Source organism: Streptomyces sp. NPDC049970 (genome assembly GCF_040660235.1).
Lineage (GTDB): Bacteria > Actinomycetota > Actinomycetes > Streptomycetales > Streptomycetaceae > Streptomyces.
The window spans coordinates 139,513-160,503 of record NZ_JBFALP010000012.1; the positions used below are offsets into that span (position 1 = coordinate 139,513).

The 20,991-nt window shown below is 74.0% G+C and carries 16 protein-coding genes and 1 pseudogene; 10 read left to right on the plus strand and 7 right to left on the minus strand.

Annotated elements, in window-relative coordinates:
* Nucleotides 1–47: 47 nt before the first annotated feature.
* Both AB0I83_RS21590 and AB0I83_RS21595 read right to left on the minus strand, forming a co-directional pair.
* Nucleotides 48–2,036 carry a GAF domain-containing protein gene (locus AB0I83_RS21590; protein ID WP_363305774.1) on the minus strand — a complete coding sequence of 663 codons (1,989 nt, stop codon included), beginning with the start codon at nucleotides 2,034–2,036 and terminating at the stop codon, nucleotides 48–50.
* 41 nt (nucleotides 2,037–2,077) lie between these two features.
* Nucleotides 2,078–2,863 (minus strand): 3-hydroxybutyrate dehydrogenase, encoded by a 786-nt coding sequence (locus AB0I83_RS21595; protein WP_363305775.1) that lies wholly within the window; start codon nucleotides 2,861–2,863, stop codon nucleotides 2,078–2,080.
* 273 nt (nucleotides 2,864–3,136) lie between these two features.
* Here AB0I83_RS21595 and AB0I83_RS21600 point away from each other — a divergent pair, with 273 nt between their 5' ends.
* Entirely contained in the window at nucleotides 3,137–4,633 is a 1,497-nt protein-coding gene (locus AB0I83_RS21600) for a PHB depolymerase family esterase (protein WP_363305776.1), read from the plus strand.
* Here AB0I83_RS21600 and AB0I83_RS21605 read toward each other — a convergent pair.
* Nucleotides 4,615–5,130, minus strand: a complete 516-nt coding sequence (locus tag AB0I83_RS21605; protein WP_363305777.1) for a hypothetical protein — start codon at nucleotides 5,128–5,130, stop codon at nucleotides 4,615–4,617. The genes AB0I83_RS21600 and AB0I83_RS21605 overlap by 19 nt on opposite strands.
* 260 nt (nucleotides 5,131–5,390) lie before the next feature.
* On the opposite strand from AB0I83_RS21605, the gene AB0I83_RS21610 reads away from it, so the two are divergent.
* Genes AB0I83_RS21610 through AB0I83_RS21630 form a run of 5 tightly spaced genes read left to right on the plus strand, consistent with a single transcriptional unit; the run spans nucleotide 5,391 to nucleotide 11,056 of the window.
* A complete protein-coding gene (locus tag AB0I83_RS21610) occupies nucleotides 5,391–6,650 on the plus strand; it encodes a prenyltransferase/squalene oxidase repeat-containing protein (RefSeq protein ID WP_363305778.1) in 1,260 nt (419 codons plus the stop codon).
* Nucleotides 6,647–7,327 (plus strand): SCO2322 family protein, encoded by a 681-nt coding sequence (locus AB0I83_RS21615; protein WP_363305779.1) that lies wholly within the window; start codon nucleotides 6,647–6,649, stop codon nucleotides 7,325–7,327. Before AB0I83_RS21610 ends, AB0I83_RS21615 begins: the two co-directional genes overlap by 4 nt.
* Nucleotides 7,324–8,469: an energy-coupling factor transporter transmembrane protein EcfT gene (locus AB0I83_RS21620; protein WP_363305780.1), complete on the plus strand. Its 1,146-nt coding sequence runs from the start codon at nucleotides 7,324–7,326 to the stop codon at nucleotides 8,467–8,469. Before AB0I83_RS21615 ends, AB0I83_RS21620 begins: the two co-directional genes overlap by 4 nt.
* On the plus strand, nucleotides 8,466–10,178 hold the full coding sequence (locus tag AB0I83_RS21625) for an ATP-binding cassette domain-containing protein (RefSeq protein WP_363305782.1): 1,713 nt from the start codon (nucleotides 8,466–8,468) through the stop codon (nucleotides 10,176–10,178). The genes AB0I83_RS21620 and AB0I83_RS21625 overlap by 4 nt, the downstream gene beginning before the upstream one ends.
* The gene (locus AB0I83_RS21630; RefSeq protein ID WP_363305783.1) at nucleotides 10,175–11,056 is read left to right on the plus strand and encodes an ECF transporter S component; all 882 of its coding nucleotides are present in this window, start codon (nucleotides 10,175–10,177) and stop codon (nucleotides 11,054–11,056) included. Before AB0I83_RS21625 ends, AB0I83_RS21630 begins: the two co-directional genes overlap by 4 nt.
* Here the strand turns inward: AB0I83_RS21630 and AB0I83_RS21635 are convergent.
* Together AB0I83_RS21635 and AB0I83_RS21640 are read right to left on the minus strand one after the other, a co-directional pair.
* Nucleotides 11,053–13,101: a bifunctional glycosyltransferase 87/phosphatase PAP2 family protein gene (locus AB0I83_RS21635; RefSeq protein ID WP_363305784.1), complete on the minus strand. Its 2,049-nt coding sequence runs from the start codon at nucleotides 13,099–13,101 to the stop codon at nucleotides 11,053–11,055. The genes AB0I83_RS21630 and AB0I83_RS21635 overlap by 4 nt on opposite strands.
* 213 nt (nucleotides 13,102–13,314) lie before the next feature.
* Nucleotides 13,315–14,409, minus strand: a complete 1,095-nt coding sequence (locus AB0I83_RS21640) for a serpin family protein (protein ID WP_363305810.1) — start codon at nucleotides 14,407–14,409, stop codon at nucleotides 13,315–13,317.
* A 63-nt stretch (nucleotides 14,410–14,472) separates the two neighbouring features.
* Here AB0I83_RS21640 and AB0I83_RS21645 point away from each other — a divergent pair, with 63 nt between their 5' ends.
* Nucleotides 14,473–14,949, plus strand: coding sequence for a GNAT family N-acetyltransferase (locus AB0I83_RS21645; RefSeq protein WP_363305785.1), 477 nt, complete (start codon nucleotides 14,473–14,475; stop codon nucleotides 14,947–14,949).
* 107 nt (nucleotides 14,950–15,056) lie between these two features.
* On the opposite strand, the gene AB0I83_RS21650 is transcribed toward AB0I83_RS21645, so the two are convergent.
* Nucleotides 15,057–17,102 (minus strand): MDR family MFS transporter, encoded by a 2,046-nt coding sequence (locus AB0I83_RS21650; RefSeq protein ID WP_363305786.1) that lies wholly within the window; start codon nucleotides 17,100–17,102, stop codon nucleotides 15,057–15,059.
* A gap of 139 nt (nucleotides 17,103–17,241) precedes the next feature.
* Between AB0I83_RS21650 and AB0I83_RS21655 the strand changes: the two genes are divergently transcribed.
* Both AB0I83_RS21655 and AB0I83_RS21660 read left to right on the plus strand, forming a co-directional pair.
* Nucleotides 17,242–18,219, plus strand: coding sequence for a peptidoglycan-binding domain-containing protein (locus tag AB0I83_RS21655; protein WP_363305787.1), 978 nt, complete (start codon nucleotides 17,242–17,244; stop codon nucleotides 18,217–18,219).
* A gap of 379 nt (nucleotides 18,220–18,598) precedes the next feature.
* Nucleotides 18,599–19,261: an HAD-IA family hydrolase gene (locus AB0I83_RS21660; RefSeq protein ID WP_363305788.1), complete on the plus strand. Its 663-nt coding sequence runs from the start codon at nucleotides 18,599–18,601 to the stop codon at nucleotides 19,259–19,261.
* Here the strand turns inward: AB0I83_RS21660 and AB0I83_RS21665 are convergent.
* A pseudogene (locus AB0I83_RS21665) lies at nucleotides 19,245–20,039 on the minus strand (ABC transporter permease). The gene AB0I83_RS21660 and the pseudogene AB0I83_RS21665 sit on opposite strands and share 17 nt — an antisense overlap.
* A 238-nt stretch (nucleotides 20,040–20,277) precedes the next feature.
* Here AB0I83_RS21665 and AB0I83_RS21670 point away from each other — a divergent pair.
* Nucleotides 20,278–20,937 carry an HNH endonuclease family protein gene (locus tag AB0I83_RS21670; RefSeq protein WP_356533289.1) on the plus strand — a complete coding sequence of 220 codons (660 nt, stop codon included), beginning with the start codon at nucleotides 20,278–20,280 and terminating at the stop codon, nucleotides 20,935–20,937.
* Nucleotides 20,938–20,991 lie beyond the last annotated feature (54 nt).

The window sequence follows — 20,991 nt, forward strand, 5'->3', positions numbered from 1 at the left end:
GGACCGGGCCCTCCCCCAGGCCGTACCGGAGGGTCAGGACCGGCGGCTCAGCCGTCCCGGCCGCCCGACAGCAGGTGCAGCCGCAGGGCCAGTTGGAGTTCCAGCGCACGGTCGGGCTCGTTCCAGTCGCGGCCCAGCAGCACCTGGATCCGGTCGAGGCGCTGCACCACCGTGTTGACGTGCACGTGCAGTTCGTCCTTGGCCCGGATCAGGCTGCCCCCGGCGCCGAAGTACGCCCTGAGCGTCCGTACGAGATGTGTGCCGCGCCGCTCGTCGTAACGCAGCAGCGGGCCCAGCACGGCGGTCACGAAGCCGTCCACGTCCTTGGCGTTGCCCAGTACGACGCCCAGGAAGCCGAGTTCGTCCACGCAGGCGCCCTCGCCCTCCCGCCCCAGCACCCGCATGGCGCGCAGGCAGCGGGCGGCCTCCGCGTAGGCGGCCGCGAGTTCGCGGACACCGCCCGCCGGTCCCGTCCCCGCGACGGTGACGGGCGCCTGGACGAGGTGTCCGAGCTGTGCCGCCGCCGCGCGTGCGGCGTCGCCGGCCGCGGAGGAGGAGGCCTGGGAGCGGGCGTCGCAGTCGAGCAGCAGCACGACCGTGCCGGCGTGTTCGGCGCTCACCCCGTGGATGTCGCCGCCGAACAGGTAGCGCATCGCGGCGCCGCCGAGCTTCTCCCGGGGCGCGGCCTCCGCCACCAGCAGCAGGTGCGGCCGGTCCAGGTCTATGCCGAGCCTCCGGCCGCGCTCCGCCAGCCCGGCCGGGTCGCGTTCCGGGTCGCCCAGCAGGTCGCTGATCAGCTCGCCCCGGACGCGGTTCTCGGTCTCGGCGACCGTGCGGCGCAGCAGCAGGAGCAGGCCGGTGACGACGGCGGCGCGTTCGAAGAGCCGGCGGTCGGAGTCGTCGAGCCGGTCCGGCCGGTGCAGTACGAGGCCGGCGAGCAGCTCCTGGCCCGCGAGTACGGCGCAGATCCACCGGCCGTCGCGGTGCACGGCGCGGGCCCCGCGGCGGGACTCCTCGGCGGCCCCTTCGAGCCAGTCGGCGTCCATGCTGTCGACGGCGAACGCGGAGCCGTCGGGCCGCACCGCGGCCAGCGGGCGCCCGCCCGGGTCGTGGATGGTCAGGGGGCTCTCCAGCAGCCCGGCGACCGAAGCGGCGACGTCCCTGACGTCGCCGCCGCGCAGTACCAGGTCGGTGAGCCGGTCGTGGGCCTCCTCGGCGCGCTGCATGGCGGCCGAGTGCGCGCGTACGGCGGCGTTGGCGTCGGCCAGTTCGGCGTTCGCACCGGCCAGTTCGGCGAGGGCGGTCCTGGTGTCGTCCAGGGCCCGGGCGGTGTCGATGGCGATCGCGGCGTGCGCGGCGAGGGAGCAGAGCAGGGCGACCTCGTCGGGGCTGAAGACCCGGGCGGCGCGGTCGGCCGCGAAGAGGACCCCGATGACCTTTCCCGTGCCGCCCCGGCTGGAGCCGAGCAGCAGGGGAACGCCCAGGATCGCGACCAGTCCTTCGTCCAGCACACCGGCGTTGATGTTGCGGGTGTGGCGGAAGCGCTCGTCGGTGCGGTAGTCGGGGGTCGCGTAGGGGCTCGCGGTCTGTGCCACGAGCCCGCCGAGCCCTTCGCCCAGTTCGAGCCGGAGCCGCTGGAACAGCACGGACACCGACCCGTCGGTGACCCGCATGTAGGTGTCCCCCGCCTCCTCGTCGGGGAGGGTGAGATAGGCGGTGTCGGTACCCAGCAGCATCCTGGCCCGCCGCACGATCGCCTTGAGCACGTCGCCCAGGTCCCTGGAGGCGGCCAGGTCGCCGGCCGTGTCGAACAGGGCGGTGAGCTGGAGCTCCCGGCGCCGGTGCTGGCGCAGCGCACCCCTGATCCGCAGGGCGGTGGCCGCCGCCCGTTCCACCTCGGCCAGCTCGGCGGCGGGCACGCCGGCGGCCCGCGCCCGGGAGGTGACGGCACCCAGCTCCTCGGCCGGGGCGTCGTCGGCCAGCAGATCGAGGAGGCGGGCCATCAGGGCCGCGGAGGAGGGGGAGGGCTCAGACATGGGCGGACATCGTTCTTCCGGCTTCCGGGGACGGTCGGGTGTCAGTTGGCGGTCCAGCCGCCGTCCATGGCGAGGGAGCTTCCGGTGATGTGCGCCGTGCCAGGGCCGCACAGCCACAGGACCGCCCCGGCGACGTCGGCGGGCTCGATCAGGGACTTGAGTGCGCTGCGTTCCAGCAGCACCCGGTCTACCACCTCCTGCTCGGAGATGCCGTGGCTGCGTGCCTGGTCGGCGATCTGGTTCTCGACCAGCGGTGTGCGGACGTAGCCGGGGTTGACGCAGTTGCTCGTCACGCCGTGCGCCGCCGCTTCGAGTGCGACCACTTTGCTGAGCCCCTCCAGTGCGTGCTTGGCCGAGACGTAGGCCGACTTGTAGGGGCTGGCGCGCAGCCCGTGCACGGACGAGATGTTGACCACGCGGCCCCAGCCGCGTTCGTACATCCCCGGGAGCGTACGGCGCAAGATGCGGAACGGGGCTTCCACCATGACGCGGTGGATCAGCGTGAAGCGGTCCGGCGGGAACTCGTGCACGGGTGCCACGTGCTGGAGCCCCGCGTTGTTGACGACGATGTCCGCGTCGTCGGGCAGCGCGTCCACCGCCTCCGCCACGGACAGGTCGGCGACCCAGGCCGTGCCGCCGATCCGTTCGGCCAGGCTCCTGGCGGCGTCGCCCTCCTTGTCCACCACGTGGACGTGCGCGCCCGCGGCGGCGAGTGCCTGCGCGCAGGCCAGTCCGATGCCGCTCGCGGCCCCGGTGACCAGGGCGGTACGCCCGGCGAGGGAGGCGGGGGCGGGAGGTTCGTGCTGCGGGGTCCGGGAAGTCTGCATGGGCGTCACCGTAAGGACGTCCCCGCCCGCATCACACGGGGTCGGTTCACACACCCCGGGGCAGGGGCATGGTGGCGGCGTACATGGTGCGCCCGGCCGGGTCCGCGGCGTACGGCCGGGTGCTCGGCGCCGGGCCGGCGGGGGCCTCGGGCCGCGCAAGAGGAGCGCCGCACACACCGGTGCGCGGCGGGTGTCCGCCTGCCACATGGGCGGCGGTGTCCCGGGCTCATAGGTTCCGGCAGCATCCGCACGTCCGACCAGGGAGGCCCCACCGTGCGCCCACCGACGCCCCGCCCACCGATCCTGCGACGCCTGCTCCGCCGCGTCGCGTCCGTCGCCGTCCTGGCGCTGCTCGCCACGAACCCGGCCGGCGCCTTCGCCGCTCCCGCCGCCCCGGCTGCCGCCGGGCTCCAGCAGGTCACCGGCTTCGGCTCGAACCCCGGAAACCTCCAGATGTTCGCGTACACACCCGACGACGTGCCCGCCGGCGCCCCGCTGGTCGTCGCCCTGCACGGCTGCACCCAGACGGCGAACGCCTACTACACCAACTCGGGCTGGCCGAAGTACGCCGACCTGTGGGGCTTCGACGTGGTCTTCCCGCAGACCACGTCGGCGAACAACCCGCTGTCGTGCTTCGGCTGGTTCGATCCTGCCGACAGCACCAGGGGCAAGGGCGAGGCGGCGTCGGTCGTGCAGATGGTCGAGTACGCGAAGCAGACGTACGGCTCGGACGGCCGCCGGGTGTACGTCACGGGGCTCTCGGCGGGCGGCGGGATGACCGCCGATCTGCTGGCCGCCTACCCGGACGTCTTCGCGGGCGGGTCCGTTGCCTCCGGGCTGCCCGCCCAGTGCGCCACCAGCCAGGCCGCCGCCTCCGGCTGCCAGACGGGGCCGCCGGCGCTGTCCCCCGCCCAGTGGGGTGACAAGGTGCGGGGTTCCCACCCGGGCTGGACCGGCCCCTGGCCCAGGGTCGCGATCTGGCAGGGCACGTCCGACTACACGGTCTACCCCGCCAACGCCACGGCGCTGCGCGACCAGTGGACGGACGTCTGGGGCATCGGCCAGACCCCGTCCAGCACCCAGAGCCTGCCGGGCAACACCACCAGGAGCGTCTACGCAGACGCGTCCGGGCAGCCGGCGGTGGAGACGTTCCTGGTCTCCGGCATGGGGCACGGTCTGCCGGTGGGGCCCGGGTCGGGCACGGAGCAGTGCGGGTCGACGGCCGCGTACTTCCTGAACACCGTCTGCTCGTCGTACCACACGGGTGTGTTCTGGGGGCTGGACAAGGGGGCGCCCGGCGGTGGGAACGGGCTGCCCGCCCCCACCGGCCTGAAGGTCACCGGCGTCACGGACAACAGCGCCTCGCTGGCCTGGAACACGGTCGGGTCGGCGGGCTCCTACCTGGTGTACCGCGACGGTGCGAAGGTCGCCACGACCACCTCGTCGTCGTACACCGACACCGGTCTGGCCGCCGGCACCGCCTACCGCTACACCGTGGCGGCGGCCGACTCGGCGGGCACCGCGGGGGCCGCCTCCGCCGCCCTGACCGCGACGACGTCGGGCGGGGCGACGCCCGCCCGGTGCTTCACGGCGACGAACTACGCGCACGTCACGGCCGGCCGTGCGCACACCTCGGGCGGCCACGCCTACGCGAACGGCTCGAACCAGGACATGGGTCTGTACAACGTGTTCGTCACCCACACGCTCCGGGAGTCACCGGCCGGCCACTTCGTGATCGCGGACTCCGGCTGTCAGGCCGGGTCCTCGTAGTCGCCCCTGATCCGCCCGGGCAGCGCGCAGCCGTCCTCGACGGCCGTCAGGGAGACGATCCGGTCGGGGCCGAAGCCCTCCATGGCGTAGTACCTGGCGTAGATCTTCCAGCCGCGCTTGGCCAGGGTGCGGTAGGTGATGTCCTTCTCGGCGTGGCTGGAGACGATCTCCCAGTCGTGCTGCCGCAACCGCATCACCGTCGCCTCGAACGCGTCGGCGGCCCCGGCCGCCGGCGCTTCGGTCGTCCAGGGCGCGACACAGTTCCGCCAACCGCCCTTCGGCAGGCCGGACATGGCCATGTCGCCGGCCGGGAGTCCGCCGGCCAGGGCGAGGGACGTGATCTCGCCCGCCGCCGTCTCCCTGGTGTACGGGACGACTGGATCCGGGGACGACGCCGGCGCGGTCGCGCTCTCGCTGTCGCCGACGAGGCCGCAGCCCGCCGTCGTCGTGAATACGGCCACCGCGACGGCGGCAGCCGCCGTACCTCTTCTGCGCACTGGTGCTTCCCACCCCGGTCGTGCCTTCCCACGGGCGGGCGCCCATGTGACCTCGCCGGAGTCTCGCACGGGCTCTGACCTGCTGGGAAGCCCTTGCGGCGAGCGGATGCGGCCGTCCGCCCGGAGGGGGTCGGGGCTGCCCCGGTAGAGTGAGTGACTCGTCATCCTGCCCTTACGGGGGGAAGCCGGTGCGAATCCGGCACAGCCCCTTCCCCGCGCGCTCGAGCAGGGGAAGTCCCATTCGAGAGGCCCAGCCCGTCATGTCCGTACGCCGCCGCGCGGCAGCGCTCGCGATCACCGCCGTGCTCTGTGGAGCGGCCGCCCCGGCGGCGCTCGCCGCACCGAGTCCGTCCCCGTCCTCCTCCGCGCCCGCCCTGCCGGCCGGTCTGTACGGGACCAAGGACCCGACGTACGACGGGGTGTGGCGCCAGTCGCTCGCCTTCCTCGCCCAGCGGATCGAGCTCGTCACGCCTGCCACGAAGTCGGTGGACTGGCTCGTGGGCCAGCAGTGCGCGAGCGGGGCGTTCGCCGCGTACCGCGACGCCTCGAAGCCCTGCGACGCGAAGACGGTGGCGGACACCAACGCGACGGCGGCCGCGGTCCAGGCCATGGTGGAGCTGGCCGTGCACCGCGAGGTCGTGGACAACGGGGTCAGCTGGCTGAAGTCCGTACAGAACGACGACGGCGGCTGGGGCTACAACCCCGGCAGCCCGAGCGACGCCAACTCCACCGCCGTGGTGACCGGGGCGCTGGGACGGGCGGGTGTGCCGCTGGCCGACATCACCAAGCCCGGCGGGAAGACGCCGTACACCGCGCTGCAGGGCTTCGCGCTGCCCTGCGGCGGCGAGGGCGGCGGGGCGTTCGCCTACCAGCCGGACAAGAACGGCAAGCTCACGGCCAACGCGGACGCCACGGCGGCCGCGGTGCTCGGCGCCATGGGCAAGGGCATGGCCGCGGGCAACTCCAACGCGGTGAAGGCCCCCGTCTGTACCGAGGGCACCGGCCTCACCGTCGAGCAGTCCGCGCAGAACGGCGCCCACTACCTAGCGACCGCACTCTCCGGGTCCGGCCACCTGGACCTGCCGCCCATGCCGGGTGCCGAGGATTCCGCGCCGCAGCCGGACTTCGGCAACACGGCCGACGCGGTCGTGGCGCTGGCCGCGTCCGGCCACAAGGACAAGGCCGCGGGTGCGGTCGCCTACCTGGAGAAGAACGCGCAGGGCTGGGCCGAGGAAGGCGGCCCCGCCGCCACCGCCCAGCTGGTGCTCGCCGCCCACGCGACCGGCACCGACGCCCGTGACTTCGGCGGCGTCGACCTCGTGAAGCAGCTCAACGCGACGGGACCCGCGCCCGCCGCCACCGCCGCGCCCTCGCCGACCTCGACGGCGCCCGAGAAGCCGGCGGACACGAGCAGCGACGACGAGGGGCTCGGCCTCTGGTGGATCATCGGCATCGGCCTCGCCTTCGGCGCGGGCGTCGGCTTCCTGCTCAGCGGACGCCGGAAGAACCAGCAGCTGTGAGGCGCCGGCTGGTCACGGCGGCGCTGCTCCTGGCCGTCGCCGCCGTGTCGGCCGTGCTCGGCGCGGGCGGTGCGCAGGCCGCCGGCTACCGCTACTGGTCGTTCTGGGAGGGCGACGGCGGCAAGGGCTGGACCTACGCCACCCAGGGCCCGTCCCTCGTCCGGCCGGACGACGGCACGGTCCAGGGCTTCCGCTTCTCGGTGAGCGAGGACTCCCAGGACTCCGCCCGGCCGCGCCGCGCCCCGGACTTCGGCGCGGTCTGCGCGGGCACCCCGGCGAAGGACGGCAGCAAGCGGGTCGCCCTGGTCATCGACCCGGGTACGGCGGCGGACGCGCCGGACGGCGAGGAGCCCCCGGCCCCGCGCACCGCCTGCGCACGGGTGGCTCCGGACGCGAGCACGGCGGAGGCGCTCGCCTCGGTGGCGAAGCCCCTGCGGTACGACAGTGCCGCGATGCTCTGCGCGATCTCGGGCTATCCGCGCTCCGGCTGCGGTGAACAGGTCGCGGACGGCGGGTCGGAGAAGGCCACCGACAGCGCCGCGGACACCGCGGGTTCCGGGGACGGAAACCGTGCGGACGACAGCGGCGGCGGCCCGTCGGCCGGAGTGCTCACCGGGATCGGCGCGGTACTCGTCCTGGGTGTCGCCGCGCTGCTGCGGGCCCGACGCCGCCGATGACCCGCTCCACCGGCCCCGCCCGGCTCCACCATGCCCTGCGCGCCCCGAGCGCCACGCGCGGCAACGCCCTTCCCGCGGGGGCCTGGTGGCTGTGGGCGCTGGGGCTGGCGACCGCCGCGTCCCGCACGTCAAACCCGCTGCTGCTCGGTCTGCTGGTTGGCGTCGCGGGTTACGTGGTCGCGGCCCGGCGTACGGACGCGCCGTGGGCCCGTTCGTACGGTGCCTTCATCCGGCTGGGGCTGTTCGTCGTCGCGGTGCGGCTGGTCTTCTCCGTACTCCTCGGCTCCCCGGTGCCCGGCACGCACACGCTGTTCGCGCTGCCCGAGGTGCCGCTGCCCGGCTGGGCGCAGGGGGTCAGGATCGGTGGCCGGGTCACCGCCGAACAGCTGGTGTTCGCCCTGTACGACGGGGCGAAGCTGGCCACCCTGCTGATCTGTATCGGCGCGGCGAACTCGCTGGCCAACCCGGCCAGGCTGCTGAAGTCGCTGCCGGGCGCCCTGTACGAGGTCGGGGTGGCCGTGGTCGTCGCGATGACGTTCGCGCCGAACATGGTCGCCGACGTGGCCCGGCTGCGGACGGCCCGCCGGCTGCGCGGCCGTCCGACCGGTGGGATCGGGGCGGTGCTCCAGATCGGACTGCCGGTGCTGGAGGGCGCGCTGGAGCGGTCGGTGGCCGTGGCGGCGTCGATGGACGCGCGGGGGTACGGGCGCACCGCCCAGGTCCCGCCCGCCGTCCGGCGCACCACGCACGTGCTCACCCTCGGCGGGCTGCTCGGGGTGTGCGCGGGTACGTACGGGCTGCTGGCCGCGCAGGGCGCCGTGTACGGCCTGCCCCTGCTGCTGGCCGGGCTGGTGGCGGCGCTGGCCGGGCTGAGGCTCGGCGGGCGCCGCTCGGTACGCACCCGCTACCGGCCCGACCGCTGGGGCGTTCGGGCCTGGCTCGTCGCGGGCTCGGGTGCCGTCGTCGCGGCGGCGATGGTCTGGGCGGGCGCCGCCGATCCGGACGCCCTGCGTCCCGGTGTCGTGCCGCTGGCGGCTCCCGTGCTCCCGCTGTGGCCCGCCGTCGCGGTGCTGAGCGGGCTGCTGCCCGCCGTGGTGGCACCGCTGCCCGTCTCCCCCTCGGACTCCAAGGAGAGCGCGTGATCCGGTTCGAGCAGGTCTCGGTGCGGTACGAGGGTTCCGCACGCCCCACCCTCTCCGGGGTGGACCTCACGGTCCCGGAGGGCGAACTGGTGCTGGTCGTCGGCCCGTCCGGAGTCGGCAAGTCGACTCTGCTGGGCGCGGTGTCCGGTCTCGTACCGCACTTCACGGGCGGCGTGCTGACGGGCCGGGTCACGGTGGGCGGCCGTGACACCCGTACCCACAAGCCGCGTGAACTCGCCGATCTCGTCGGCACGGTGGGCCAGGACCCGCTCGCCCACTTCGTCACGGACACCGTCGAGGACGAGCTGGCGTACGGCATGGAGTCGCTCGGTCTGGCCCCCGACGTCATGCGGCGGCGGGTCGAGGAGACGCTGGACCTGCTGGGCCTCGCCGAGCTCCGCGACCGGCCGATCGCCACGCTCTCCGGAGGCCAGCGGCAACGGGTCGCGATCGGCTCGGTCCTCACCCCGCACCCGAGGGTGCTGGTCCTGGACGAGCCGACGTCCGCCCTGGACCCGGCCGCCGCGGAGGACGTGCTCGCGGTGCTCCAGCGGCTGGTGCACGACCTGGGCACGACGGTGCTGATGGCCGAGCACCGGCTCGAACGTGTCGTCCAGTACGCCGACCAGGTCCTCCTGCTGCCCGCCCCGGGCGCCGCCCCGCTGATGGGGCCGCCCGCCGAGATCATGGCGCTCTCGCCCGTCCGGCCGCCGGTGGTGGCCCTGGGCCGGCTGGTGGGCTGGGACCCGCTGCCCCTTTCGGTGCGTGACGCGCGGCGCAGGGCGGCCGAGCTGCGCGAGCGGCTGGCCGGGACCGAACCGCCGTCGCCCCACACCGCGGCGGACCCCCCGGTGGTACCGCCGGCCGCTGCCGCCGCCTCCCGCCCCGGGCTGCTGGGCCGCCTGCTCGGTCGTCCGGCGCGCGAGGCACCCGCCGGGCCTCCCCCCGGCGGCGTCACCCGGGTCGAGGGGCTCGGGGTACGGCGCGGACGGGTCGAGGCACTGCGCGGGGTGACGCTGTCCTTCGCACCCGGCGAGGCGGTGGCGCTGATGGGCCGCAACGGCGCGGGCAAGTCCACACTGCTGACCACCCTCGTCGGGATGACCGAGCCGACCGCGGGCTCGGTCCTCGTCGGCGGTGTGCGCCCGTCCCGCACCCCGCCACGCGACATGGTGCGCCGCGTCGGGCTCGTACCGCAGGAACCACGCGATCTGCTGTACGCGGACACGGTCGCGGCCGAGTGCGCGGCGGCCGACTCCGACGCGGGCGCGCCCCGGGGCAGTTGCCGGGCCCTGGTCTCCGAGCTGCTGCCCGGTGTGCCGGACGGCGTCCACCCCCGTGATCTCTCCGAGGGGCAGCGGCTGGCCCTGGCCCTCGCGCTGGTGCTGACCGCCAGGCCTCCGCTGCTCCTCCTGGACGAGCCGACGCGCGGCCTCGACTACGCGGCGAAGGCCCGGCTGGTCGGCGTGCTGCGCCGGCTGACGGCCGAGGGCCACACCATCGTCCTGGCCACCCATGACGTGGAGCTCGCCGCCGATCTGGCGCACCGGGTGGTGATACTCGCCGACGGCGAGGTCGTCGCGGACGGCCCGACCCGGCAGGTCGTGGTCTCCTCCCCCGCGTTCGCCCCGCAGACCTCGAAGATCCTGGCGCCCCAGGCGTGGCTGACCGTGGCACAGGTGCGCGCGGCCCTGGACGGCCCGTCGTGACCGCCCGGTCCGTGCGCGCGGTCCGGCTCGGCCCCCGTGCCGTCGCGGCGCTCGTGCTGACCAGTGCGGCCGGGCTGGTCGCGTTCGGCTGGCCGCTGCTGGCCGGGGCGGGTTCGGGTCTCGCCCACGCCGAGGACGCGCCGTGGCTCTTCGCCGTGCTGCTCGTGCTGCTCGTCGGAGTGGTCGTGGCGACGATCGCCGACTCGGGCCTGGACGCCAAGGCCGTCGCGATGCTCGGCGTCCTGGCGGCGGTGGGTGCGGCGCTGCGTCCGCTGGGCGCGGGGACGGCCGGTCTGGAGCCGATGTTCTTCCTGATGGTGCTGAGCGGGCGGGTGCTGGGCCCTGGCTTCGGCTTCGTGCTCGGCTCGGTGACGATGTTCGCCTCGGCGCTGCTCACGGGCGGGGTCGGGCCGTGGATGCCGTTCCAGATGCTGTCGATGGGCTGGTTCACGATGGGCGCGGGCCTGCTGCCCGGCCCCGACCGGCTGCGCGGCCGGGGCGAGCTGCTGATGCTCGGGGCGTACGGCTTCGTGGCGGCGTTCGCCTACGGCACGGTGATGAACCTGTACGGGTGGACGATCGTGCCGGGGCTCGGTTCGGGGATCTCCTTCGTCGCGGGTGGCGCGCTGCACGAGAACCTGGTCCGCTTCCTCGCCTACTGCACCGCCACCTCGCTGGGCTGGGACCTGGGCCGGGCCGTCCTCACCGTGGCCCTGACCCTCGCCGTCGGCCCCGCGCTGCTGCGCGCCCTGCGCCGGGCGACCCGCCGCGCGGCCTTCGACGCGCGGGCCGCCTTCGAGCACGAGGCCGAGGCCGTCGTCGAGGACCGGGCCGTCGTCGAGGACCGCGCCGCCTTCGAGGACCGGGGAAGCCGCTAGACCTTGCTGCCGGCCGGTTCGGGGACCGGCGCCCCGGCGGTGTCCGGGGTGTCCCGGCCGGGTCGCTCGGGTGTGCCCGCGGCGGCCTCCAGCCGCCGGGGCCCGCACAGGACGTAGGTCAGGCCGAAGCCCGCCGCGACCACCGCCGCACCGCCGACCGCGTCCAGCACCCAGTGGTTGCCGGTGGCGACGATGGCGGAGACCGTGAACAGCGGGTGCAGCAGGCCCAGTGCCTTCATCCACGCCTTCGGGGCGAGCAGCAGGATCACCACCCCGCACCAGAGCGACCAGCCGAAGTGGAGCGACGGCATGGCCGCGTACTGGTTGGTCACCGCGGTCAGCGCCCCGAAATCGGGACTGTCGAGGTCCTGCGCGCCGTGGACCGTGTCGATGAAGCCGAGTCCCGGCATGAGCCGTGGGGGTGCCAGCGGGTAGAGCCAGAAGCCGAACAGGGCGAGGATCGTGGCGAAGCCGATGGAGCTGCGCACCCAGCGGTAGTCCGAGGGCCGCCGCACGTACAGCACACCGAGGATCGTGAGCGGCACGATGAAGTGGAACGTCGAGTAGTAGTAGTCGAAGAAGTCGCGCAGCCACGGGATGCCGACGACCGCGTGGTTGGCCCAGTGCTCGATGTCGATGTGCAGCCACTGCTCGGCGGCGTGGACCTGCCGGCCGTGCGCCTCCGCCGTGGGGCGCCCGGCGGTGGCGGCCAGCCGGACCTGGGCGTATGCGGAGTAGACGACCCGGATGAGCAGGAGTTCCAGCAGCAGGTTGGGGCGGCTGAGCACCCGGCGCCAGAACGGCAGCAGGGGCACCCACGCGAGGCGCGACCCCACCGGCCGGGCGTGGTCCGTGGGGATCGGATGCTGCCAGTGGGGCGAGGTACGGGACAGGAAGGGCGCCGCACAGGCCGCGCCGAGCGCCACGACGAGCAGCACGTTGTCGCGTACGGGAAGGAGCACTCCGACGTTCGGCAGCAGCATCTTCCCCGGCAGGGTGAGCACCAGCACCACCACGGCCGGCCACACGAGCCGGTCGGAGGCCTTCGTCCCGACCCGCCCCACGACGGCGAGCAGCACCCAGAGCAGTTGGTGCTGCCAGGCCGTCGGCGACACCGCGACGGCGACGCAGCCCGTGACGGCGACGGCCAGGAGCAGCTGCCCGTCCCGTGCGTAGCCCACCGCGCGGCGCAGCCCGAGGAAGGTGACGGCGGCGGCCAGCACCAGGAACAGCACGATCTCCAGCGGCCCCTGGAGGCCGAAGCGGAGCAGTGCGCCGTGCAGGGACTGGTTGGCCAGGCTGTCCGGCCGCTCGCCGAGCCCGGCACCCGCGAGGTGGTGCACCCAGTACGCCCACGAGTCGTGCGGCATCACCGCCCAGGCCAGCGCGGTACAGAGGGCGAACGTGGCGCCCCCCGTGACCGCGGCCCGGCGTCTGCCGGTGAACCAGAACAGCACGGCGAAGATCAGGACGGCGGGCTGGAGGGCCGCCGCGATCCCGGTCAGTACGCCCGGAAGCCGCTCGCCCCGTGCCACGAAGCAGGCGAGGAGCACGAGCAGGACCGGCAGGATGCTGGTCTGGCCGAGGAACAGGGTGTTGCGGACGGGCAGCGACACCATGAGCAGGGTGATCGCGAAGGGCGCCGCCAGGAACGCGGTGCGCCGGCTCACCGGGGCGGGCAGGGCGCGGGCGGCGACGAACCCGAGCGCGACGACGAGCAGCAGGGAACCGAAGGTCCACACGACGCCGAGGGCCTCCTCGGCCGAGACCGTCAGCGGCTTCAGCACCAGCCCGGCGAACGGCGTCCCGGTGAACCGGCCGGGGTCGTAGAGGGAACCCGCCATGTGCAGGACCCCGGTCGCGCCGGTCCAGGTCTCCAGGTCGGTGAGGCGCTCGCCCGGCGGCCTGCGCAGCACCACCGCGATCTGCCGCACCGCCAGGGCGGCGACGAGCAGCCAGAGGACGGCCCTCGCCGTCGCCGCCCTCGCCCTCGCCCCCGGATCCACGGCCACGTTCCCCCGCACACTGCGCTCAGCATCAGTCACGCTGCGCCGACCCTCCCGTTTTGTGCACTGTCCCCTCGACCCGGGTATGTGCGGATGAAGCCTTGCATTGCCCTATGAGGTAGACACAATCAACCCCCTCTTCGCCTGACTGTCACCATCGATTTGCCGAAAGAATGCACGAAGAAGGTCCGCCGGGCGCCCGGAACGCCAGGCGCGCGGCGGAACCGGGCGGCGGGTGGGTGTCCGGGGGCGTCAGTCCTCGTACTCGGGGGCTGCGGCCTGCCAGCCGGTGAAGAGGGGGACGTCCGAGGTGCCGTCCAGGACGACGACTCCGAACGGACGGTCGAACGCGATGTGCCGCACCGCCCGCGGCGGGCGGGCCGCGGACCGCGCCGCCACGACCGTGACGGCCGCAGCTTCCACGCCCTCCTCGGCGATCTTCACGACCGCCTCCTGCACCACCGCGGAGATGTGCAGAGGTACGGGCGAGAGACCGGAGAGGTCCGCCGCCGCGGGATCGGTCGCCAGCCGCACACCGAGTGCCGGCAGCTGCCCGGTGACCAGGACATCCGTCCGCAGGGTGAAGCGCGGCACCGCGACGGTCACCGCGTCGGCGTCCAGCGGGGTACACGATTCCCGCGCCGCCCACCCCGCCGCCAGGACCTGTGCGGGACCCGCCCCCGGCTCGCCCAGGACGAACCTGACCCGGGCGGGGGCCGCGCCGTCCGGCTCCGCGTGGCAGCGCAGCTCGACGACGTACGCGCCGGACGCCGTCCACACGTCCCGCCGCGCGGCGGACGCGTGCATCGTCGCCACCGGCCGGACCGTGCCGGCCGCATCTGTGAAGGGCACGTCGCGGGTGCGGCCCGGGTCGAAGGGGGACGCCCAGAGCGCCTTCAGCGCCAGCACGTTGACCAGGGCGAGCGCGACGTCGTCGGTGAGCTCCAGCGGCAGGCGTTCGATGAGGCCACCGGTCCGCTCGCACACCCAGGCGTCCATCCCGGCGGGGCCGACCGGCCCGAACCCGACGTCGGGCAGGGCCTGTTCGTACTCCGGGTGCAGCGGGACCCGGGCCACCACCCGCGTCGCCACGCTCAGCGCGTCGGTGCGCCCCCAGTCCCGGGCCGCCTCCGTAACGGCGTCCGCCGCCTCCCGGCCCGCGACCCCGAGCAGGTCCCGCAGTTCGTCGGCGGTCGCCGTACGGGCCCCGGCGGCGACGGCCGTCAGGGCCAGCCACAGTCCGGCCGGCGAGCACACGAAGCCCTCGGCCCCGCCGGTACGCTCCAGCTCCCGCAGCCACCGCTCGCCGAGCCCCTGTACCGCCGCGGCCCCGGTCGTCTCCCGCATCGTCACGGCCCCCTGTGTGTGAGTGGTTCGTCATCAGGTCGTACCCACCGCCAGAATGGCCCAATGACCTGGACCGTGACTCCCGAACACTTCGCCACCCCCGACGCGCTCCTGCTTCGGCGTGACTACTACGACGAGGTGGCGAGCCGCTACTGGAAGCGCCCGGCGACCGGGGCGGAGATCGACGAGGGGCTGACGAACGACGGCGTCGGCCTGCTCACCCCGCCCACCGGGGAGTTCCTGGTCGGCCGGTACGACGGCAAGCCCGCGAGCTGTGCCGGTCTGCTGCTGATCGACGCGGAGACGGCGGAGCTGACCCGCGTGTACGTACGCCCCGGGTTCCGCTCGACCGGCGGCGGCGCACTGCTGCTCGCCGGCATCGAGAGCGCCGCGCGGGCGTTCGGGGTGCGGCGGATCCGGCTCGACACCCGCAACGACCTGGTGGAGGCCCGCGGGCTGTACGCGAAGCACGGGTACCGGGAGGTCCCGGCCTTCAACCAGGGCGAGTACGCGGAGCACTGGTTCGCCAAGGAGCTGTGAGACCGAGGCCGTTCGGCGCGCGTACCTCCGGGGTTCCGGGCGGGCCGGACGGGGTTCCGGGCCCGGCCGGTCAGCCCGCCCGGTGGTCGCGGCGCGGTTCGGCCCGGTCAGCCGGCCCAGTGGTCGCGGCGCGGTTCGGGCATGTGCGGCCGCTCCGCGCTCGAACCGCTCACCTCGGCCGTCAGCTCCGTCACGAGGCGGACCAGGTCGGTGGGCCGGTCCGGGCCCCACCAGTCGCCGAGCAGCTCGGCCAAGGACTCCTCGCGGGCGTGCGACAGCCGGACCACGGCCTCCGCGCCCGGCTCGGTGAGGACCAGTTGCATGCCCTCGCGCCGGGCCAGGCCGCGCTCCTCGACCTGCCGGGCCGCGGAGGTGATCACCCTCAGCGGGACCGGCGCGACCTCGGCGAGCCGGCCGGGCTCGACGGTCCCGTGCCGCTTGATCCGCAGCAGCAGCCAGCTCGCGGCGGGCTGGAGGTCGTATCCGGCCTTGGCGGTGATCTTCTCGTAGATCTCCCGGCGCCCCTCACGGGTGGCGAGCACGGAGAGGGCGCGGGCGCACTCGTCGTAAGAGGAACGCTGGACGGGGTTGGTGGCCAGGGTCTCGCTGCTGTCGGGGGCCGTCACCGAGCCGCGCAGGGGCTCCTCCTTGAGGAACCAGGCGAAGACGAACGCGATCACGACGACGGGGACGGCGTAGAGGAAGACGTCGGTGATCGAGGTCGAGTACGCGCTGAGGACCGAGGGGCGCAGGTCCGCGGGAAGCCGCCCGATGGCCCGGGGGTCGGCGGCGAGTGCCCCGGCGTCCGTACCGGGCGGGAGCGATCGGCCGGTGAGCGCCGCTTCGAGTTTGCCGGTCAGCCGGTTGGTGAAGATGGTGCCGAAGACGGCCACGCCGAACGAGGCGCCGATGGACCGGAAGAAGGTCGCACCGGATGTGGCGACGCCGAGGTCCTCGTATCCGACGGAGTTCTGCACGACCAGGACCAGCACCTGCATCACCAGGCCGAGCCCGGCGCCGAAGACGAAGAAGCAGAGGCTCATCGTCCAGGTGGAGCTGGTCTCGGAGAGGGTGTGGAGCAGCAGCAGGCCCACCGCGGTGAGGGCGGTTCCGGCGATCGGGAAGATCTTCCACCGGCCGGTCCGGCTGACGATCTGGCCGGAGCCGGTCGAGGTGAGCAGCAGCCCGAAGACCATCGGCAGCATGTGCACACCCGAGAGGGTCGGGCTGATGCCGTGCACGATCTGGAGGAAGGTCGGCAGATACGTCATGGCGCCGAACATCGCGAAGCCGATGACGAAGCTGATGACGGCGACCAGGCTGAAGGTCCTGATCCGGAACAGCTTCAGCGGCAGCACGGGTTCGACCGCCCTGCGCTCGACCGCGACGAAGGCCACCAGCAGCACCACGGCCAGGACCGCGAGGGCGACGATCTGGACGGAGCCCCAGCGCCAGGTGGTGCCGCCGAGCGAGGCGACGAGGACCAGGCAGGTGGCGACCGAGGCGATGAGGAAGGTGCCCAGGTAGTCGATGGTGTGCTTGGTGCGGCGGACCGGGATGTGCAGGACGGCGGCGATGACGAGCAGGGCCACGACGCCGATCGGCAGGTTGATGTAGAAGACCCAGCGCCAGCTGAGGTGCTCGGTGAAGAAGCCGCCGAGCAACGGGCCCAGCACACTGGTCACACCGAACACGGCCCCGAACAGGCCCTGGTACTTGCCCCGTTCGCGCGGCGTGACGATGTCGCCGACGATCGCCATCGACAGCACCATCAGCCCGCCGCCCCCCAGGCCCTGGAGCGCGCGGAAGCCGATCAGCTGCGGCATGTTCTGGGCGACGCCGCAGAGCGCGGAGCCGATGAGGAAGATGACGATGGCCGTCTGGAAGAGCTTCTTGCGGCCGTACTGGTCGCCGAGCTTGCCCCAGAGCGGTGTGGCCGCGGTCGCCGCCAGCATGTAGGCGGTGACCACCCACGACAGGTGGTCGAGACCGCCCAGCTCGCTGACGATCGTCGGCAGGGCCGTGGAGACGATGGTCTGGTCGAGTGCGGCGAGCAGCATGCCGAGCAGCAGGGCGCCGATGGCCACGAGGACACTCCGCCGTGACCGCCCCTCACCGGGGGCAAGGGGCGGCGGGCTCAGCTGCTGGGCCATGGGGCATCTCCTCGGGTCCGCTTGACCCCATCCTGGCCGGTACGCGCCGTTATGGCCTGCCGAGCAGCGGTAGGGGCGTTGGGGCCACCCGCGGCGGCCTGCATAATCGCAGGCAGTTCAAAGGGGAGGGGAACCCACGATGACCGGACATATATGCCCGGAGTGCGGCGACGAGCAGGGCGCGAGCCCCGGAGCGGCGTGCGCCTGCGCCGACCGCACGGCCTCCCGGCCGGGCGGGGAGGCCGTGCGGGCCGCCCGTTCGGCGGAGTCGGCGGCGGCCGAGGACTTCGACCCGCTGCGGATCCGGCCGTACGTGACGCTGAACAGTGACGACACGGACGACGACGCTCCCGCCGTCGGCACGACCACGCCGCTGTTCCTGGACGACGCGCAGGCCGCGCCGCCGCACCGGCCGGCGGGCCCGCTGCCCGACGCGGTCGTGGTGGACGAGAGCCGCCGGCGCAGCGCCGCCGCCTACGCGGGCAGTGGTCCCGATCCCGTGCAGCCGCGCCGTCGGGGGCCGTTCGCGGTGGTCGCCGTGGGTGCGGCCGTGGCGGCGGTGGTGGGCACGGCCGCGTTCGCGGGCGGCCTGTTCGACGCCGCCGACGGCGAGGACACCGCCCTGCCCGAGACCACGGCGAGCGTGCAGGACGCCACGGGAGCACCGGCCGCGTCCGTGTCGGAGTCCCCGTCCCCGTCGGCCTCGCCCTCGGCGGCAGCGTCCCGGTCGGCGGCGTCCGTGTCGCCCTCGGCGTCCGCCACCCCGTCGAGGAGCCCTTCGGCGTCCCGTTCCGCCGTCGCGTCGAAGACGCCCTCACACTCGGCGTCCGTGACGGACACGCCCACGACGACCGCGGCGGCGCCGCCGGCCGAGGTGGCTGTCGCCACGCTGCGGCGCGGGGACAGCGGTGCGGAGGTCGCCGAGCTCCAGCGCCGCCTGCAGGAGATCTGGGTCTACCGGGGGCCCGAGGACTCCCGGTACTCGGGCCAGGTGGAGCAGGCCGTCGCCGAGTTCCAGCGGTGGGTGTCGGCCGGCAGCGACCCCTCGGGCGTGTACGGGCCGGAGACCCGCCAGGCCCTGGAGGCGCGGACGACAGGGGACGGACGCCGGTCCTGAGCGGCGCCGGAGCCGCACCGGACGCGGGGCCCCGGTCCGCCCGGGCCTCGCCGCCCGCGGGCGGCGAGTACGCCCGAACCATGACGGACCCGACCCGGGGCCCGGTACTCCCGACGGATCCGACCCGGGGCCTCCGGCACTCCCGAACCGCCGTGACGAACCCGGGGGTTCACGGGCTTCCCGGTTCCGCGGCGGAGCCCTTCCGAACCGGCCCCGCCACCAGGATTGGCGTTTCACCGCGCCTTTTTGTATCGTGGTGGAACAAAGTAGCCTCCGCCCGTTCTCCCTGACCGGCGGGCGGGGCTACTTGTCTTCCCTCAGCCACCGATCCTCCCCATATGCAGCTGCGAGCTGTTCCCCCGCGCTCTGGAGCATGCCGATGCCGGCCACCGTCCTCGAAGCCCGCGCCCTCCTGTTGGACATGGACGGCACCCTCGTGAACTCCGACGCGGTGGTCGAGCGCTGCTGGCGGCGCTGGGCGATCGCGCAGGGCCTCGACCCCGTGGAGGCGCTCAAGGTGGTGCACGGCCGCCAGGGCTACGCCACGATGGCCGCCCTGCTGCCGGACCGCCCGATGGAGCAGAACTTCGCGGAGAACCGGATCATGCTGGCGGAGGAGACCGCGGACACCGAGGGCGTCGTACCCATCGGCGGAGCCCCGGCCTTCATGACGTCGATCGCCGGACTCCCGCACGCACTCGTGACCTCGGCCGACGAGGCCCTCGCCCAGGCCAGGATGACCGCCGCGGCTTTGCCGATGCCGGAGACCCGGGTCACGGCGGAGCTGGTCGGCGCCAGCAAGCCGGACCCCGAGGGCTTCCTCAAGGGCGCGGCCGAACTGGGCTTCGCCCCGGCGGACTGCGTCGTCTTCGAGGACTCCGAGGCAGGCATCGCGGCGGGCCGGGCGGCCGGTATGCGCGTCGTGGGCGTCGGCCCGCGCGCGGCCGCGCTCTCACCCGACGCCCACGTGGACGACCTGACACGACTGCGGGTGGAAGCGGGCGCGGACGGATCGATCCGTCTGCTCATCGACGCCCGTTAGCCTCCGGCCCCGCCACCGGTTCCGCCCGTGTCCGGGCGGCGCCTCGGTCCCGGTGCAGCCACCCCCGCGCGACCAGCTCCAGCACCAGGGCGACCGCGACAGCCTGGACCGCCATCAGCGCGACCAGTACGAACAGCTGCACGGCGCCCGCCTCGACCGGTGAGGCGCCGCCCAGCAGCATGCCCACGAAGGCTCCGGGCAGGGTGACCAGCCCGACGGTCCTGGTCTGATCCAGCCCCGGCAGCAGCGCGTCCGACGCCGCCGGCCGGGCGATCTCCAGCCGGGCGTCCCGGTCGGGCAGACCGAGCGCCATCCCGGCCTCGACCTCACCTCACCGCGTCCCGAGCTCGTCCAGGGCCCGCCGCCCGCCGAGCACCGTCGCGGTGAGCGCGCCCCCGACGAGGATTCCGGTGACCGGGATCAGCGCGATGCCGCGCACGGGGACGAGCCCGGTCAGCAGCAGAGCCAGCACCACGGGCACGACGCCCGCCCCGATCGGCAGCGCGGCCCACCACCAGGTGCGGTTGCCGGTGATCCGCCTCCCCGCGGTGCGCACCGCGACGGCGAACATCAGTGCCAGGAAGCCGAGGAGCGGTCCGATGGAGTGCACCACCCAGCCGATGAGCAGGGATACGACCGCGAGTTGCACCGCGGCCCGCAGCCCCGCCACCGCGATCTCACGGGACCTCCCGAGCGAGGCCCACGCGGCGACGGCGGCGGCGAACACCAGCAGCACGGCGAGCACGGCGCCGAGCGTGGGGGTGACCGGAAGCAGCACGCGGCCACTTTAGGGTGCCGCGAACTCCACAGGCGCGAAGCCCATCTGTCGCTCAGTCAGGCATCCGACCCGAACATACTTCGGGCGGGACGCCAGATCGATCGTCCTACCTCTTGATGTGACGTGCGCATGTCGCCACTCTGTTACCTGGCGACCACCCCACCGAAACCCGGCGCCGCCACGATGGTCCGGCCCCACAGGTCGCCGCCCAAGGTTCCCCCACATCAAGGGAGTTCGCATGTCCGGTATCTACGCGCGTCGCAGCCACGGCCGCCGCATAGCCGTCGTCGTCGCCTCGGCCGCCCTCGCCGCCTCGACCGGGCTCCTCACCGCCCCGGCCGCCCAGGCCGCGATGCCCACCCCGGTCAGCGCCTCGACCGCCCGCACCTACCTGGGCGAGCTCACGGTCTCCACCGAGGGCTCGTCGACCGGCTACAGCCGCGACAAGTTCCCGCACTGGATCACCCAGTCCGGAGCCTGCAACACCCGCGAGGTGGTGCTGAAACGTGACGGCACCGGCGTCGTGCAGGACTCCGCCTGCGCCGCCACCAGCGGCAGTTGGTACTCGGAGTACGACGGCGCCACCTGGACCGCCGCCTCCGACCTGGACATCGACCACATGGTCCCGCTCGCCGAGGCCTGGCGCTCCGGGGCGAGCAGCTGGACCACCGCCCAGCGCCAGTCCTTCGCCAACGACCTGACCCGCCCTCAGCTCATCGCGGTCACGGACAACGTCAACCAGTCCAAGAGCGACCAGGACCCGGGCGAGTGGCTGCCGTCGCGCACGGCCTACCGCTGCACCTACGCACGCGCCTGGGTGCACGTGAAGCACTACTACGGCCTCAGCGTCGACTCCACCGAGAAGAGCTCACTGCAGTCCGTGCTGAACGGCTGCTGACCCTCCCCCGCCGGTCACCCCCGCCCCGGACCCTCCGGGGCGGGGGTACCCGCC